We start from the raw sequence: 15,557 nt of genomic DNA on the forward strand, positions 1-15,557 counted from the left end.
AGGGCCTGGTGCGGCCGGGTCGATGCGAAAGACCTTTTCTTCTGCCATGACTGCCCCTTTTTTCGGCGGGTTTCCTGTGTTGCTGTATCGCTATTGCGTGTTGCAAAGCTAATACGGTGCTGAACACCGGGGTTTGATAAGCCGGGGGGCTTGTGGCTGCCCCGGGGGAATAATGTGGAAATTGCGGTTATCTGCAGGTTTGTGCCGGCTTATCTGTGGAACTGAGGGAAATACGCACTTGCCCTTGTAGAAAAGGGCCGGTGCCGGGACAGCACCCTTTGCGAATGCAGTCCCGGCACCCGTTTGAGCCTCGGCCTCCTACCTCAGTGTGAGGACGAGCTTGGGTGCGCTGGTGCTGCCGGCTTCCCTGGAGTTAAGGTCCAGGCCGTCAGTGCTGATGGTGTCCAGGCCAAGGGAGAGCTGCTGGCCAAGCTCACCGTTCAGCCCGCTGGCGGCCAGCGGGACGTTGTAGTTGCTGTTGGCGGCTGTCGGGCCGAGTGTGCCAAGGATGGTGCCGGGCGCAGGACGGGTGTTGTACGTGATGCCGCTTTCGGTCCAGCTGTCATTAGTGACGAGTTTGACGTTTTGCTTGCCCAGCGAGCCACTCCCTGCGCTGCGCAGCTGAAGCGTCGCACTTTCCAGGGTCCTGCCGGCGTACGCTGACAGGTCGAACTTGAGGTACGTGACCTCCGCTGGACTGTTGTCCACGCTCAGGGTGCTGGCGGTGCCGTAGTTCGTTGCAGGTGCCAGGCCTGCCACCCAGCTGTCAGCGGTTGCTGTGAGTGTGACGGTCTGTGCAGCGCTGCCGCCTGCGGAGGCAGTGGTGAAGGTCCACGTCTTGTCCGCCGCCAACCCGTTGCCGGCACCATCCTTCACGCCACTGGAGCCACCCTTGATCGTTGCCGTGTACGTCGTGCCCGCGGCCAGGTCCGCGCCCGGGTCCAGCGTCGCAGTGGTGCCTGTGCTGTTGGACGTCACCGCGGCCGAAACCGTCGTCGCCCCGTTCGTCAACGTGAACGTGCCTGGCGTGATGGTCGAGGCGTTCATCGCTTCGGAGAACGTGGCAGTCACATTTGTGGTGGTGGCCACCCCGGTAGCATCACCAGCCGGGGAGGTACCCGTCACCGTCGGAGCCGTGGTATCCGCAGGCGGCGGCATCGACCCACCGCTTCCCCCGCCGGCGCCGAGGGTGAGGACGAGTTTGGGTGCCGCGGTGCTGCCGGCTTCCCTGGAGTTGAGGTCCAGGCCGTCGGTGCTGGTGGTGTCCAGGCCGAGGGAGAGCTGCTGGCCGAGGTCACCGGCCACGCCGCTGGCGGTCAGCGGGATGCCGTAGCTGGCGTTGGTTGTTGTTGGGCCCAGAGTGCCGATGCTGGTGCCGGGTGTGGGGCGGTTGTTGTATGTGATGCCGCCCTCGGTCCAGCTGTCATCGGCCACCAGCTTGACGTTCTGCTTGCCCGCTGACCCACTGCCGGCGCTGCGCAGCTGCAGAATCGCGCTCTCCACTGTTCTGCCGGCGTACGTTGACAGGTCGAATTTCAGGTACGCGAGCTCCACCGGGCTGTTGTCCACACTCAACGTGGTGGCGGTTCCATAGTTCGTGGCCGCTGCCCCGCCTGCCACCCAGCTGTCAGCCGTGGCTGTGAGGGTGACGGTCTCGGAGGTGCTGCCGCCTCCCGCGGTGGCCGTGGTGAAGGTCCAGGTCCTGTCCGTCGCCAGGGCGTTGCCGGCAGCATCCTTCACGCCCGTGGAACCGCCCCTGATCGTCGCCGTATATGTTGTTCCGGCCGCCAGGTCAGCAGTAGGGTTCAGCGTCGCTACTTTGTCTGTGCTGTTATATGCGACGGCGGCGGGGACCGTCGTCGTTCCCGTCTTTACCGTGAAGGTGGCTGAGCTGACGGTCGAGGCATCCATTGCCTCCGAGAAGGATCCGGTCACGTTCGCCGCCAGTGCCACGCCACTGGCGCCGGCAGCCGGAGAGGTGGCCGTCACGGTCGGAGCCGTCGTGTCCGCCGGCGGCGGAGGCGCCGTTCCAAGCGAACGGTCTGAGAACCAGTAGCGCTGTGTTGCTTTGTTGCTGGCGAGGAGGACTACGCCTGTGGTCGCACTGACACCCTGCTTTGTGGTGGTTACGTCGTTGACGTTGGCAGACGCCCCGTCCTGGATGACGGGCGTGCCTCTACCGCTGCCAAAGACGGGATTGTCCATGGATGCAGTCTTTTCGTAGATACTGCCGGGTACCCCTGAATATGCACATCCGGATGCTGACGTGGAGGGTGCCGTATGGAACGCCCGCACCAGCTTGTTGGTCGTGTCCAGCAGGATCTGTGGACGGGTGACACAGTCGGCAAGGGTGGCGATGGTGGACCTGGTGAAAGAGCCGGTTCCCGGCCGGAAGACCAGCAGCTGCAACTGTGGAAGCGTTTTGTCCGTCGAAGAATCCAGGCTCGTCTTCACCGCCGCGAAGACTCGTCCTGCCGAATCGGCCAGGAGCGCCTTGATGTTCAAATGATCGTCGGCCTGTCCTTTGCCCTGTACCGCTGGCTGGACTTTCCATGATGATGCTGCGGAAGCAGGCGTTCCGTCTGTCCGGGTGGCCCAGTAGACCGTCCCGGCCGGAGCGTCGCTCCACATCACACCGATTTTGTTGCTCCCGTAGGCGACGATTGCGGAAATGTCATCCGGTGCCGGGTTCGGGTCGGCGACCGGAAGGACGAACGGCGTCCCCCAGGCTGTTGTGCCCGGGTTCAGCGAATTGACATAGACGCTGCTGGTGAACCCGGCGGTTGAGCTTCCGGATACTTGCGTCCACGTGGCCCACACAACATCGTCAGTGTCCTTGGCGATTGTCATGGACTCGCTGCTGTTGTTGTTGATGTTGCTGGGGAAGCCGGAGTCCAGCGTGTATTTGCCGTCAGCATAGCTGTAGCGGTACAGCTTTGCGGGCTGCCCCGTGAGCGACGCTTTTGAGCCGGAGTCTCCGGAGATGGTGGCCACATGAGACGCGATGTACAGTTTGTTGCCGTCCCACAGCGTGTCGGACAGCGTGCTGCTCCTGGTGTCATTCGTGAGACCGGTGCTCACCCACGTTTTGGTGGCCCTGTCCAGCCGGTAAATTTGCCAGCCGGTTCCTGTGGTCCACATGTCAGCCCACCAGGATCCGTCATTCCACCACAGCTTGCTCTGGGGCTTGTCCGACGTCGGCGTGTTGACCACGCCCGCATAGCTGATGCTCTGGTAGCCATAGTTTTCTGCCGCCTGGGCAGGGGTGCCAACCGCAATCAGGCCCAGGAAAAGCGCCATGGTGAGTGCCAGGGCTTGTGGAACGAGGGAGCGAACTTTTGTGGTGTGCATACGAGGTCCTTGATTGCGGAGGTTTGGCGCTGATGATGCGCCGCTGCTCTGGCGTCCCCTGCTTGAACGTGTGAGTGCAAGCCAATGTAGACCTCGCGAATCACCGGGGGCAATAGGGGATCTTGGGTCCTATGTCAATAGGGGCTTACGGGCTGATCTACCCCATTTCCACAATGTTTCATTGTTGTCCATAGGGCCCCAGCTGATTCCTATAGGTGCTCGGGCTTGGGCTATCCTCAAATTTCTTCGCTTTAGAGCTGTGCCGATGCACAGCGACCCTGCCCCTCAGCTCGCCCTACAGTGAGAAACGTGTGACCCACCGCACTGAAAAGTGCGGGTTCGGGCCACGTACACAGGCGCCCAGCCTGACCCCCCGATCTGTTTAACCACCTAAGGACGGCGCTCCCATGCCCGCTGACCAGCAATTAGCCAAGTCGCTCAAGCCGCGGCACTTGTCCATGATCGCCATTGCCGGCGTTATCGGCGCAGGCCTCTTTGTCGGCTCCGGTGCCGCCATACAGCAGGCAGGCCCTGGAATTCTGCTGGCCTATATGGCGGCCGGCATCGTGGTGATCCTGGTGATGCGGATGCTTGGGGAGATGGCGGCAGCCAACCCGGAGACCGGGTCCTTCTCCACCTATGCCGACAAAGCGCTGGGCCGGTGGGCCGGGTTCAGCATCGGTTGGCTCTACGCCTGGTTCTGGATCATCGTGCTGGGAATCGAGGCCACGGCCGGCGCGGCCATCATGCACCGCTGGGTTCCTGGCATTGACCAGTGGGTCTGGGCACTGATCCTTATGGTCCTGCTGACGCTGACCAACCTTGGTTCCGTGAAGTCCTACGGGGAGTTTGAGTTCTGGTTCGCTTCCATCAAGGTTGCGGCTATCGTGCTTTTCCTGCTGTTCGGCGCGGCTGCCATCCTTGGCCTGGTCCCCGGCGTCCCCGCGCCCGGCCTCAGTAACCTGGTTGAGAACGGAGGGTTCCTTCCGAACGGACCCGGCGCTGTGCTGGCCGGCATCCTGGTAGTGGTCTTCTCCTTCTTCGGGGCTGAAATCGCAACAATCGCCGCCGGCGAGTCCGAGAACCCCGTGGATGCCGTCAAAAAGGCCGTGAAGTCCACGGTGTGGCGCATCCTGGTGTTCTACATCGGATCCATCGCCATCGTTGTCACCCTCCTGCCGTGGAACGATGCCAGCGTGGCGAAGAGCCCCTATGTTGCCGTTATTGAACTCTTCGGAATCCCGGGTGCCGGCACCATCATGGACGTGGTGGTCCTTACGTCAGTCCTGTCCTGCCTGAATTCAGGCCTGTACACCGCCAGCCGCATGCTGTTCTCGCTGTCCCGGCGCGGGGATGCGCCGGCGGCCTGGACCAAAATCTCCCGGCGCGGCGTCCCGGCCTCAGCCGTCCTCGCTTCCACGGTGGTGGGCTTCGTAACGGTGGGCCTGAACTACATCGCGCCGGACACCGTGTTCCTGTTCCTGGTCAACACCTCAGGTGCCATTGCCCTGTTTGTGTGGCTGGTCATCGCGTCATCCCAGTTGATCCTCCGCAGGCGGATGGGTGCCGCAGGCAAGGACCTCGCGCTGAAGATGTGGCTTTTCCCCTACCTGACGTGGCTGTCGATCGTCAGCATCGTGGCATTGCTGATCGGTATGGTGATCCTGGAGTCCACGCGGGAATCGCTGCTGCTGTCCGTGGCCCTTGCCGCCGTCGTGGTGGGCATCGGGGTGTGGCGCTACCGTAAGTCGGGCACCCGTCCCGGCGCCGGGGACCTGCACCATGACGGCAGCCGGGAGGTTGACGCCCCGCCCGTCCCGGCGTCGTAATCACCCTGATCTGACCTGTACCAACGGAAACCGTCCGCACTGGCTGCCACGCACGGCGCCAGCGTGGGCGGTTTCCTGCTTGTGCCGTTTTCCACATAGGAGCCTTCGGCTGCTGCGGCCCTTCTCCCCACGGCCCTACCCTTGAGTCAAGCGTGAATCGCCTATCCGCCCCGAATGCACTAAGATATTGAAGTCTGTGCTGCGTCCTGCCTCCGTTCCGGAAGCGGGGCATTGCACGGAATCGCAAATGAACCTCCTGTTACGGAAATGCCGTAACCGCTTAGCCCAAAGGAGGTGGGTTCACATATGCGTCCTTACGAATTGATGGTAATCATCGACCCCGAGGTCGAAGAGCGTACCGTTGAGCCGTCGCTTCAGAAGTTCCTGAACGTCATCACTAACGATGGTGGAACCATCGAAAAGGTTGACATCTGGGGCCGTCGCCGGCTGGCTTACGAGATTAAGAAGAAGTCTGAAGGTATCTACGCCGTGGTGAACTTCACCGCCAAGCCGGACACCGCCAAGGAACTTGACCGCCAGCTGTCTCTTAACGAGACCATCATGCGCACCAAGATCACCCGCCCCGAAGAGCAGAAGGTTGTTGCTGAGTAATTTCGGCACCGATTTTCATTCTTTACCCCGCAGGAACGCACTCTTCACCCAGGATCGAACAAGGAGGCAGTAGATGGCAGGCGAAACCACCATTACGGTCATCGGTAATCTCACCAATGACCCTGAATTGCGGTTCACCCCGTCGGGTTCAGCAGTAGCGAACTTCACCATCGCTTCCACCCCGCGCACCTTTGACCGCCAGTCCAACGAGTGGAAGGACGGGGAAACCCTGTTCCTCCGCGCCGCTGTCTGGCGTGAAGCAGCCGAGAACGTCGCCGAGTCCCTCACCAAGGGCATGCGCGTGATTGTGACCGGCCGCCTGAAGAGCCGTTCCTACGAAACCAAAGAAGGCGAAAAGCGCACCGTTATCGAGCTTGAGGTCGATGAAATCGGCCCCAGCCTGCGCTACGCCAATGCCAAAGTCAACCGTACCCAGCGCTCCGGCGCCGGGGGTGCCGGAAGCGGCGCCCAGGGCGGCTTCGGCGGCGGCAACAGCGGCGGTGGCTTCGGCGGCGGCAACTCTGGTGGAAACCAGGGTGGCAACTCCGGCGGAGGCTGGGGCGGCGGCAACCAGCAGGCTGCGCAGGATGACCCTTGGGCTACGCCCGGTGTCTCCAATGCAGGTGGCTGGGGCAACGGCCCCGATTCCGAACCTCCCTTCTAAATACCCACTAAGGTCCGACGACGGGATCGCCGAAGTGCCTTCGGGCACCAAGGTGACTGCCGCCGGGCCACCACCATCCCGTGGATCAACATCCACGGGCTCCCTAGAATAGGAGCTCCACGATGGCTAAGGCTGAACTCCGTAAGCCCAAACCAAAGTCCAACCCCTTGAAGGCCGCTGACATCACTGTCATCGACTACAAGGACGTAGCATTGCTGCGCAAGTTCATCTCCGACCGCGGAAAGATCCGCGCCCGTCGCGTCACTGGCGTTACGGTGCAGGAACAGCGCAAGATCGCCCAGGCAATCAAGAACGCCCGCGAAGTTGCTCTGCTGCCTTACTCCGGCGCTGGCCGCGGCTAAGGAAGGGATTAACTAACATGGCAAAGCTCATTCTGACCCACGAAGTAACCGGTCTCGGTGCTGCTGGCGACGTTGTCGAGGTCAAGGACGGTTACGCCCGTAACTACCTGCTGCCGCGCAACTTCGCCCTGACCTGGTCGAAGGGTGGCGAGAAGCAGGTTGAGTCCATCAAGGCTGCCCGCGCCGCCCGCGAGCACGCTTCCCTGGAAGATGCTCAGAAGCAGGCCGCTGCACTGTCCTCCAAGCCGGTCAAGCTCGTTGTCAAGGCTGGCGAGACCGGACGCCTGTTCGGCACCGTCAAGCAGGGCGACGTCGCTGACGCTGTTGAGGCCGCTGGCCTTGGCCGCATCGACAAGCGCAAGGTTGAACTGCCGGCACACATCAAGTCGGTTGGTTCCTACCAGGCCAACGTCCGTCTGCACGAGGACGTTGCTGCTGTCATCGAACTCGACGTAGTGGCAGGCAAGTAGTCTTCACGGCCTAACAGTCCTGACTGCAAAAAGACCCCCGTTGCCGGATCCCGGCGGCGGGGGTCTTTTGCCTGCGCAACAAGAGCCGGTGATACCCTGCAGCGGTGACTTCAGAAGCCTCCCGCAGCCGTCCCTTCCACCAGGTCGATGTCTTCTCCCGGAAGGCCTACCGCGGAAATCCGCTCGCCGTCGTCGTGGATGCAGAGGGACTGACCGCCGAGCAGATGCAGCAGTTTGCCAACTGGACCAACCTGTCCGAGACCACATTCCTGTTGCCCCCTGCCGATCCCCGTGCCGACTACCGGGTCCGTATCTTCACCGGCAGTGAAGAATTCCCGTTCGCAGGACATCCCACGCTGGGGTCGGCGCACACTTGGCTCGAGTGCGGCGGTGTGCCCAAATCGCCGGGTTTCGTGGTCCAGGAGTGCGGCGCCGGACTGGTCCGGGTCAGGCGGGATGACGGGAGGCTGGCCTTCGCCGCGCCTCCGTTGACCCGGTACGGGCCGGTGGACGGGGCAGTGATGCAGCGGCTTGCTGCCGGGCTCGGGCTTCCTGAGGATGAACTCCTGGACGCGTCGTGGCTTGTTAATGGCCCGGAGTGGATCGGCGTGCTGCTCAGGTCTGCAGAACAGGTGCGGGACGTGAAACCTGACTTCGGGGCCATGGGCAGCCTGAAGGTTGGAATTATCGGACCGGAGCGGGGAACGGCCGGCACCGACTTCGAGGTCCGCACGTTCATCCCGGGCGATGCCATGCTGGAGGACCCCGTCACCGGAAGTTTCAACGCCGGAGCAGCCCAGTGGCTGATTGGCAGCGGCAGGGCTCCAAACCGCTACGTGGCGGCCCAGGGAACGGTCCTGGGACGGGCCGGGCGTGTCCACGTCGAAGCGGAAGGCGATGACATCTGGGTCGGCGGCTACTCAACCACCTGCATCCGTGGGTCGGTGCTGCAGTAGACGCGGGCGGGAATAGACCGGGAACCTTCTCCGTTCACAAGGTAGATGCAAACGCATATATGAAGTGATTGAGTAACAGGAGAATTGCCATGGAGACCCGCCGCATCACAGTCCTTTCCGCCGGACTCGGCGTACCGTCCTCAAGCCGCCTGCTGGCCGACCAGCTCTCCGGGGCGGCCGGGCGGCACCTTCGCGCTGCGGGCCTCAGTGTGCAGGTGGACGTCGTCGAGCTCCGCGACCTGGCGGTGGACATCGCGAACAACTTCGTCACCGGCTACGCCGCGCCAGCGCTCGCTGAGGTGATCGCGGGGGTGGAAGCCTCGGACGGCATCATTGCCGTGACGCCAGTCTTCAGCGCCTCCTACAGCGGGCTTTTCAAGTCCTTCATTGACGTTCTTGATCCCAAGTCGCTGGACGGCAAGGCCGTCCTGCTCGGCGCTACCGGCGGTACGGACCGCCACCAGATGGTCCTGGACTATGCCCTGCGCCCGCTGTTCAGCTACCTGCGCACCAGGACGGCGGCGACGGGCGTCTTCGCCGGTCCCCAGGACTGGGGGACTGCGGACGACGGCGGATCCACACTTTCGGAGCGCATTGACCGGGCAGCCGGTGAGTTCAGCAGGCTCCTCGAAGGACCGCAACCGGGCCGCAAGCCTGCTCTCCTGGAGTCCATGCCCTTTGAGCAGCTGCTCGCAGGAATCTCAGGCCCCCGCTGAGGCCTCGGCGCGGGCACCGAACGTTCCCGCTCTGCCGGTCGTTGTGCGGAACATGAGATGTCCCGTGGATTCCGTAGAACTGATGATGACCGAACGCAGCGGAGTGGAAATTGACTACTGTCCGCAGTGTCGCGGGGTGTGGCTCGACCGGGGAGAGCTGGATAAGATCCTGGACCGCGCTGCTGACCTGATGCCGGGAAGTCCGGGCCCGGCCCGGCCGGCAAATCCAGGACCCGGGATCACCCCGCCGCCCCTCTATCCCAACTTCGAGGTCAGGCGGGAGCAGCCCGGCTATGAGGGCCGCAAGCACGGCAGCCAGGGCTACGACCGCGGCCACGACCGGCGGCGCCCGAAAAAGAAGGAAGGCTGGCTGGGCGAGCTGTTCGACTTCTAGGCTTCCCTGCAGGTTGTCAGTCGTCGAGCAGGGCGATAAATTCCCTGGCCTGCTTCATCGAGATGTCGGAGTGCCGGGTCAGTGCGGTTGCTGCCGCTTCGGTATCGCCGCTGCGGGCAAGGGTGCGGATCCGGCCGTAAATCTCATCGTTCAGCATGTTGCTGCTGACCTCCCGGGTTACGTCGCCTTTGCTGGCAATGGCCCGGTAACGGTAAGGGAACCGCTGTGGTGCGTCATCGTCGTCCTCAGCCTCGACAGGGGCAGGTTCCGGACGGCGGAACGGCTGTGGATGGGCGGCCAGCGCCGCCACAGCGTCCCTGGAGGCGCGCAGCCCGTCGCCGGTGGCCTCGTAGTACAGCTTTATGGCGGCCATGGCCTGGCCCTGGGCGATCAGCGCGTAGAGCCGCCGATGTTCATCTTCGGAAAGCTTCGCGGCGGCCGTGCGCGCCAACTCGGCGGAACTGGCAGCGGGCGCCTGGTGCCCGGCGGTGCCGGTGGCTGCCTTTCGCCTGCTGATAGCACGGGCGGCGACGGTAACTCCGGCGGCAACGGCGACGAGGATGAGGACAGGGACCACAAGGGATTCCATTTTCTAAAGCCGTTCTGTGTACTTCCTGGCGGTGGCCAGATCTGAGTGCATCGCCTGGGTGTTCTGGCTTGGCCGGGTTTTGGCCTCCAGCTGTGCGCGCGCAGCGGTGGCAGCCTGAACCTGGGCTGCATAGTGCTCCGCCGAACGCTCCGCCAGGTCACGCTGGTACCTCTCGGCATCCGAGATGCCCGCATCGCGCGGACTGAGTGCCGAGGCAAGACCCCAAATGAGAGCGACCAGCACGATTGCCGGCAGCAGTACCAGCAGTAGTTCGCCCATGTATAGAGCTTATGCCAGATCACCTTTATCCACAGCAATATTCACCACTCCGCATCCGGATCACCCTGCGGCAGGGCGGCTCTTTGGCGATGGCAGCGACTTCCCTGCAGCGATCAGGATGAACTGTGTCACGCCACTGGTATGGGGCGGCTTGGAGGCACGGCGCGAGCCACAGGCTGTGGATGAAATGCACCGGAAGAAATATTTACTCCACATGCTGGGTTCACCATCGGCGCAGGTCAGAGGCATATAGCGGGTAAAAGTTTTTCGCTTTCCACAGCCTTTCCCACAGGCTGTGCACAAGCTATGCCCATTACTGCACAGGTTTTCCACAGGCTGGTGCACAGGCTGGCTTTGCTGCTGGAGCCAGGGCGGCTAGCGTAGCGGGGTACCTGTTTTCAGGGCTCCGGTTGTTCCGCAGGGATGCTGAAACAGCAGCCCGCGAGACCGCGGGAATCCGACGAAAAGGCCTGTTGTGGAAAACCTGTGGATAGTGGGGATAACTCTCAGCGTCCGCATCTGGAAGGGGCGGATTCCCGGCGTTGTCGCACCCCGCTGGTACATCTGAACAGGTAGCCGAGTCCAGTCCGGGCGACGCTCAGCAGGATGGTTAACCACCGGGCCCCGAGGTCCCGGTTCACTTGGAGGACGGCAGCTTTGTCAATCGCGCATCTGGACCCGGTAGAAACAACGCGCGGATCAGACGTGAGCCGAAAGCCGCCACAGGACATCCCCGCCGAGCAGTCTGTTCTGGGCGGCATGATGTTGTCCAAGGACGCCATTGCCGACGTCGTGGAAATCCTTCGGGGACAGGATTTCTACCGTCCCGCCCATGAAACCATTTATGAAGCCATCATCGACCTCTACGGCCGCGGCGAACCGGCAGATGCCGTCACAGTCTCCGATGAGCTGACCAAGCGTGCCGAGATCAACCGGATCGGTGGACCTGCTTATCTGCACGAGCTGATCCAGACCGTTCCCACGGCCGCCAATGCAGGATATTACGCGGAGATCGTGGCCGAACGCGCCGTCCTGCGGCGCCTGGTCAACGCCGGCACCAAGATCGTCCAGCTGGGCTACGGTTCGGACGGCGAGGTGGAAGACCTGGTAAACCAGGCCCAGGCCGAGGTCTACGCGGTGGCCGAGCGGCGCACTGCCGAGGACTACGTGGTGCTCAAGGATGTCATGGAGTCCACCGTGGACGAGATCGAGGCGTCCGGGCACCGTGGAGAGGGCATGACGGGTGTGCCCACCGGCTTCTACGAACTTGATGAACTTACACACGGCCTCCACCCTGGCCAGATGATTGTCATCGCAGCGAGGCCCGCAGTTGGCAAATCCACCTTCGCCCTCGACTTTGCCCGCTCCGCCGCCATCAAAAACAACCTGGCCACAGTCATGTTCTCGCTCGAAATGGGCCGGAATGAAATTGCCATGCGCCTCCTCTCGGCGGAGGCAACCATCGGGTTGCAGGACCTCCGCAAGGGAACCATCAAGGACGAGCAGTGGTCCAAGATCGCCACCACCATGGGCCGGATGAACGACGCGCCCCTGTTTATCGACGACAGCCCCAACATGTCCCTGATGGAAATCCGTGCCAAGTGCCGGCGGTTGAAGCAGCAGCACGACCTTAAGCTCGTCATCCTGGACTACCTGCAGCTCATGAGCTCGGGAAAGAAAGTGGAGTCCCGCCAGCAGGAAGTGTCCGAGTTTTCGCGTGCGCTGAAGCTCCTGGCCAAGGAACTGCAGGTCCCCGTCATCGCCCTGTCCCAGCTCAACCGTGGTTCTGAGCAGCGCCAGGATAAGCGGCCCATGGTCTCTGACCTTCGCGAATCCGGGTCAATTGAGCAGGATGCGGACATGGTGATTCTGCTTCACCGCGAGGACGTGTACGACAAGGAGTCCCCGCGCGCCGGCGAAGCCGACATCCTGGTGGCAAAGCACCGTAACGGCCCCACCAAGGACATTGTGGTGGCCTTCCAGGGCCACTACTCCCGGTTCGCGAATATGGCGGCCGACGCCGGCGGCGGCGGCTTCTAGGGACAGGGGGCGGCCGCGGCTGCGGGCTTAGCCCTGCGCCAGCAAGTGGTTCGGCAGGCGGTTGCCGGGGGCCGTTCCCCTGATCTCCAGGAGTTCGCGCGCGTGGGCGTGCAGCCTCTTGTCCTCCTCGCTCACCGGGATCCAGGACGGAACGGGTACTGAGTTGCCTTCGGTGTCGCGGGCCACCATCACTGTCAGGCAGTAGGTTGTAAGGTTCATGTCCCGGCTCTTGGGGTCGCCGGACCGGACATGGACGGCGATGTGCATGCCTTTCGTCCCCGTGTACACCAGGCGCGCCTCCACCTCCACCACGTGGCCGATCAGCAGCGGGCGGTAGAACCGCACCCCGCCGGAGAACACGGCTACGGTGTCCATCCCGCAGTACCGCGAGGCACACACGTAGGCGGCCTCATCAATCCACTTCATCACGATTCCGCCATGGACTTTTCCGCCCCAGTTCACGTCCGTAGGCGCGGCCATGAACCGTAGGGTGACACGTTCGGCGGTACCGGCGCCGGTATATTCCTGCCGGTTCATGGCTTCGACAATCTGCTCGCGGACCTTGATCCGGGCCAGGGCGTGATCCCGCTGCTCCACCTCACCGGCTGTGACGGGCTCGAACTGCTGTACGGGGATCGGCTTTCCGTCCTCCCCGACCGCTACGAAGATCACCATGCACTGGCTCCGCATGGTTGCAGGGCCGCCCTTGGGGTCGCCGGAGGAGACGACGGTTCGAATATGCATCGAGGACCGGCCCGTGTAAACAATGGTGGCTTCCACTTCCACCATGTCGCCGCTGTTGACCGGGTCCGCGAAGTGGATGTTCCCCACGTAGGCAGTGACGCAGTAGGACTTGGCCCAGCCCACGGCGGCAGCGTAAGCGGCTTTGTCCACCCATTCCAGGACGGTTCCGGCGTCGACCGAGCCGCTGTGGCCCACGTCCATGGGTGCGGCCAGGAAGCGGAGGGTCACTGAGTTGGAAGCACGGGTCTCGGTCATGCTGCGATCTTACTGATGCCACTGGTTACCCATCAGTTGGCAGCGCAACATTGGAGCCAACAGCACTGCCCCGCCCGCCGAAGGGCGGACGGGGCAGGGCTTGTCACTGGGGGGGGCGCTGGCCGCAGCTCAGCCGGCGCGGGTGTAAACGATGTCCGGCTGGGCGGGCAGCTCCATGCCTTCACCAATGTAGAAGCCGGGGTGCGGCGGCTGGTTGTAGGAGATGTTCTCCCGCGCCACCGAAAGGCGGTACACCGGATCGTGCATGAGCGTCCGCAGGCGGACGTCGGTCCCGGACGAGGTGGTGTAAATCCGCAGCTCCGTGCTGTCGGCAGACGGCCAGGCAATCTCTTCCCGCCAGTCACCGAGGAGGTCGGCCTGGATGGCCGGGGTGCCCTTGGTGCTGTTGTTGGTCTTGGCGCCGGCAGCTGTCAGCAGCCTGTCGCTGGACTCCGTCTCCCAGTTCCACTTGGCGATGCTGGGCGTGCCCGTGTTGGTGGCCGCGTTCCAGTCATGGTCAACGATTTCGCGGAGCAGGTCGCCGTCCCACCAGGCCAGGAAGTTCGCTGCAGGGATGTTGTTGGCGATCAGCTCGCCCTTGGCCGAGCGGAGCTCGCCGACAGGTGAGTTCCACGCCGCGTCCCCGCCGATGGCCCAGCCCTCGGCACCCGCGTGGCGGGGGTCGATGTCTCCGGCAGCAGCGCGTCCCGTGTCCTTCGTTGCGGGGATGCTCCACAGCACCTCGCCGGTCCGGGAGTCCCGGAACGTGGCGCCCTTGTTCCCGCTTGCGCCCATGTCCTCGTGGGCGGCGAAGGTTTCAAGGCCCGGACGGGAGGGATCGAGGTCGCTGGTGTGGATGGCATCGCCATGGCCGAGGCCTGTGTTGTACAGCGCTTTGCCGTTGTCGTCGATGGTCATGGACCCGAACACGAACTCGTCCTTGCCGTCGGCGTCAACATCTGCGACGGACAGGTTGTGGTTGCCCTGGCCGCGGTACTGGGCGCCGGCCGCATCCGAATCAAAGATCCAGCGCTTGACGATCTTTCCGCCCACGAGGTCGTAGGTGGCGAGGACCGCCCGGGTGTAGTAGCCGCGGCTGAACATCATGGACGGGCGTTCACCGTCCAGGTACGCCACAGCGCCCAGGAACCGGTCCACACGGTTGCCATAGGTATCACCCCAGGAGCCGACGTCCCCGCGGGGAGGATCATAGGCCACGGTGTCCATCACGGTGCCGGTGGCGCCGTGGAAGACGGTGATGAATTCGGGTCCTGTCAGGACGTAACCACTGCTGTTGCGGTGGTCGGCGTTTGCGTTTCCGATCACCGTTCCGGCGCCGTCCCGCGTGCCGTCCGCCGTCTTCATGGCGACCTCAGCCTTGCCGTCGCCGTCGAAGTCGTATGCCAGGAGCTGGGTGTAGTGGGCACCGGCCCGGACATTCGGGCCCATGTTGATCCGCCAGAGTTTAGTGCCGTCCACCTTGTAGGCATCCACGTAGACAGTGCCGGTGTAGCCTGCCTGGGAGTTGTCCTTGGCGTTGGACGGGGACCACATCTGGAGGACCTCGTAGCTGCCGTCCCCGTCCAGGTCGGCGACGCTGGCGTCACCTGCTGAGTAGGAGTAGGGCTGCCCGTCCTTGGTGTAGTCATCCGCAGGCTTGTCCAGCTTGACGGCCAGGTAGCCCTGCGCCAGCGGAGCGAACTCTGCGGTGAGCTGGTCCCCGCCGTTGCCCACCGTCTTGATCACGTAGCGGGAAGCGGCGGTCCCTGAAGCATCCAGGAAGGTGGTGCTGTTGCGGATGGGCTCGTCGGTGAGCTGGACGCCATCGCGGATCACGTGAAAGCCGATCTGCTCCGGGTCCAGGCCGAGCATGCGCCAACCGACGCGTACCCCTTCATCGGTCAACAAAGCCACAGGAGCGCGGTCCAACTGCTCCATCTGGCGGTTCACAACCGTGACCTTTTCGGTTCCCACCACCGGGGAGGGTGCAGATTCGCCGCCCCTGTTCACGGTGGTGACGCGGTAGTAGTACTTGATGGTGGTCAGCACCGTGTAATCCGTGTAGTTCACTTCGGTGGCACGGCCCACGTAGTCAAAGGGGCCATCGGGTGAGGTGGAGCGGTACACCTGGTAGGCGGCCGCGCCGGGAACCTTCTGCCACTTGAGCGTGACATTGGTTTTCTCCACGGCCTTGACGTCCACCTTGCTGGTGGCCGCCGGGACCGGTGTCTTGGGATCCACCAGGGCGGTCTCCACTGTGTTGGAGGGCACCGATTCAAGTCCCGTGCTGTCCAGC

The 15,557-nt window shown here is 63.3% G+C and carries 13 protein-coding genes and 1 pseudogene; 9 read left to right on the forward strand and 5 right to left on the reverse strand.

Annotated features, from left to right (window positions below):
- Positions 1 to 318: 318 nt before the first annotated feature.
- Positions 319 to 3,351: an Ig-like domain-containing protein gene (locus CXX84_RS09470; RefSeq protein WP_223253046.1), complete on the reverse strand. Its 3,033-nt coding sequence runs from the start codon at positions 3,349 to 3,351 to the stop codon at positions 319 to 321.
- Between the two features lie 407 nt (positions 3,352 to 3,758).
- On the opposite strand from CXX84_RS09470, the gene CXX84_RS09475 reads away from it, so the two are divergent.
- The 8 genes from CXX84_RS09475 (at position 3,759) to CXX84_RS09510 (ending at position 9,354) form a co-directional block, all read left to right on the forward strand.
- Complete coding sequence (locus CXX84_RS09475; protein ID WP_102976455.1) at positions 3,759 to 5,180, forward strand: amino acid permease; 1,422 nt, start codon at positions 3,759 to 3,761, stop codon at positions 5,178 to 5,180.
- A gap of 306 nt (positions 5,181 to 5,486) precedes the next feature.
- Complete coding sequence (gene rpsF / locus CXX84_RS09480; RefSeq protein ID WP_011693941.1) at positions 5,487 to 5,792, forward strand: 30S ribosomal protein S6; 306 nt, start codon at positions 5,487 to 5,489, stop codon at positions 5,790 to 5,792.
- Positions 5,793 to 5,865: 73 nt separating this feature from the next.
- Complete coding sequence (locus CXX84_RS09485; protein WP_066272611.1) at positions 5,866 to 6,456, forward strand: single-stranded DNA-binding protein; 591 nt, start codon at positions 5,866 to 5,868, stop codon at positions 6,454 to 6,456.
- 122 nt (positions 6,457 to 6,578) lie between these two features.
- Entirely contained in the window at positions 6,579 to 6,818 is a 240-nt protein-coding gene (gene rpsR / locus CXX84_RS09490) for a 30S ribosomal protein S18 (RefSeq protein WP_003800144.1), read from the forward strand.
- Positions 6,819 to 6,835: 17 nt separating this feature from the next.
- Positions 6,836 to 7,288 (forward strand): 50S ribosomal protein L9, encoded by a 453-nt coding sequence (gene rplI, locus CXX84_RS09495; protein WP_102976456.1) that lies wholly within the window; start codon positions 6,836 to 6,838, stop codon positions 7,286 to 7,288.
- Between the two features lie 104 nt (positions 7,289 to 7,392).
- Positions 7,393 to 8,244: a PhzF family phenazine biosynthesis protein gene (locus CXX84_RS09500; RefSeq protein WP_102976457.1), complete on the forward strand. Its 852-nt coding sequence runs from the start codon at positions 7,393 to 7,395 to the stop codon at positions 8,242 to 8,244.
- Positions 8,245 to 8,333: 89 nt separating this feature from the next.
- Positions 8,334 to 8,960: an FMN reductase gene (locus CXX84_RS09505; protein ID WP_102976458.1), complete on the forward strand. Its 627-nt coding sequence runs from the start codon at positions 8,334 to 8,336 to the stop codon at positions 8,958 to 8,960.
- A 64-nt stretch (positions 8,961 to 9,024) separates the two neighbouring features.
- On the forward strand, positions 9,025 to 9,354 hold the full coding sequence (locus tag CXX84_RS09510; RefSeq protein ID WP_102976459.1) for a zf-TFIIB domain-containing protein: 330 nt from the start codon (positions 9,025 to 9,027) through the stop codon (positions 9,352 to 9,354).
- A gap of 16 nt (positions 9,355 to 9,370) precedes the next feature.
- Here CXX84_RS09510 and CXX84_RS09515 read toward each other — a convergent pair whose 3' ends face one another.
- Positions 9,371 to 9,943, reverse strand: coding sequence for a hypothetical protein (locus CXX84_RS09515; protein ID WP_102976460.1), 573 nt, complete (start codon positions 9,941 to 9,943; stop codon positions 9,371 to 9,373).
- Between the two features lie 3 nt (positions 9,944 to 9,946).
- A complete protein-coding gene (locus tag CXX84_RS09520) occupies positions 9,947 to 10,222 on the reverse strand; it encodes a hypothetical protein (RefSeq protein WP_102976461.1) in 276 nt (91 codons plus the stop codon).
- 657 nt (positions 10,223 to 10,879) lie between these two features.
- Between CXX84_RS09520 and dnaB the strand changes: the two genes are divergently transcribed.
- Positions 10,880 to 12,262, forward strand: a complete 1,383-nt coding sequence (gene dnaB / locus CXX84_RS09525; protein ID WP_102976462.1) for a replicative DNA helicase — start codon at positions 10,880 to 10,882, stop codon at positions 12,260 to 12,262.
- A gap of 27 nt (positions 12,263 to 12,289) precedes the next feature.
- Here dnaB and CXX84_RS09530 read toward each other — a convergent pair whose 3' ends face one another.
- Entirely contained in the window at positions 12,290 to 13,261 is a 972-nt protein-coding gene (locus tag CXX84_RS09530; protein WP_102976463.1) for an acyl-CoA thioesterase, read from the reverse strand.
- Between the two features lie 129 nt (positions 13,262 to 13,390).
- Positions 13,391 to 15,205 (reverse strand): annotated as a pseudogene (locus CXX84_RS19550) (rhamnogalacturonan lyase); the annotation flags it as partial.
- Positions 15,206 to 15,557: the final 352 nt, after the last annotated feature.

This window comes from Arthrobacter sp. AFG7.2 (genome assembly GCF_002892835.1).
GTDB lineage: Bacteria > Actinomycetota > Actinomycetes > Actinomycetales > Micrococcaceae > Arthrobacter.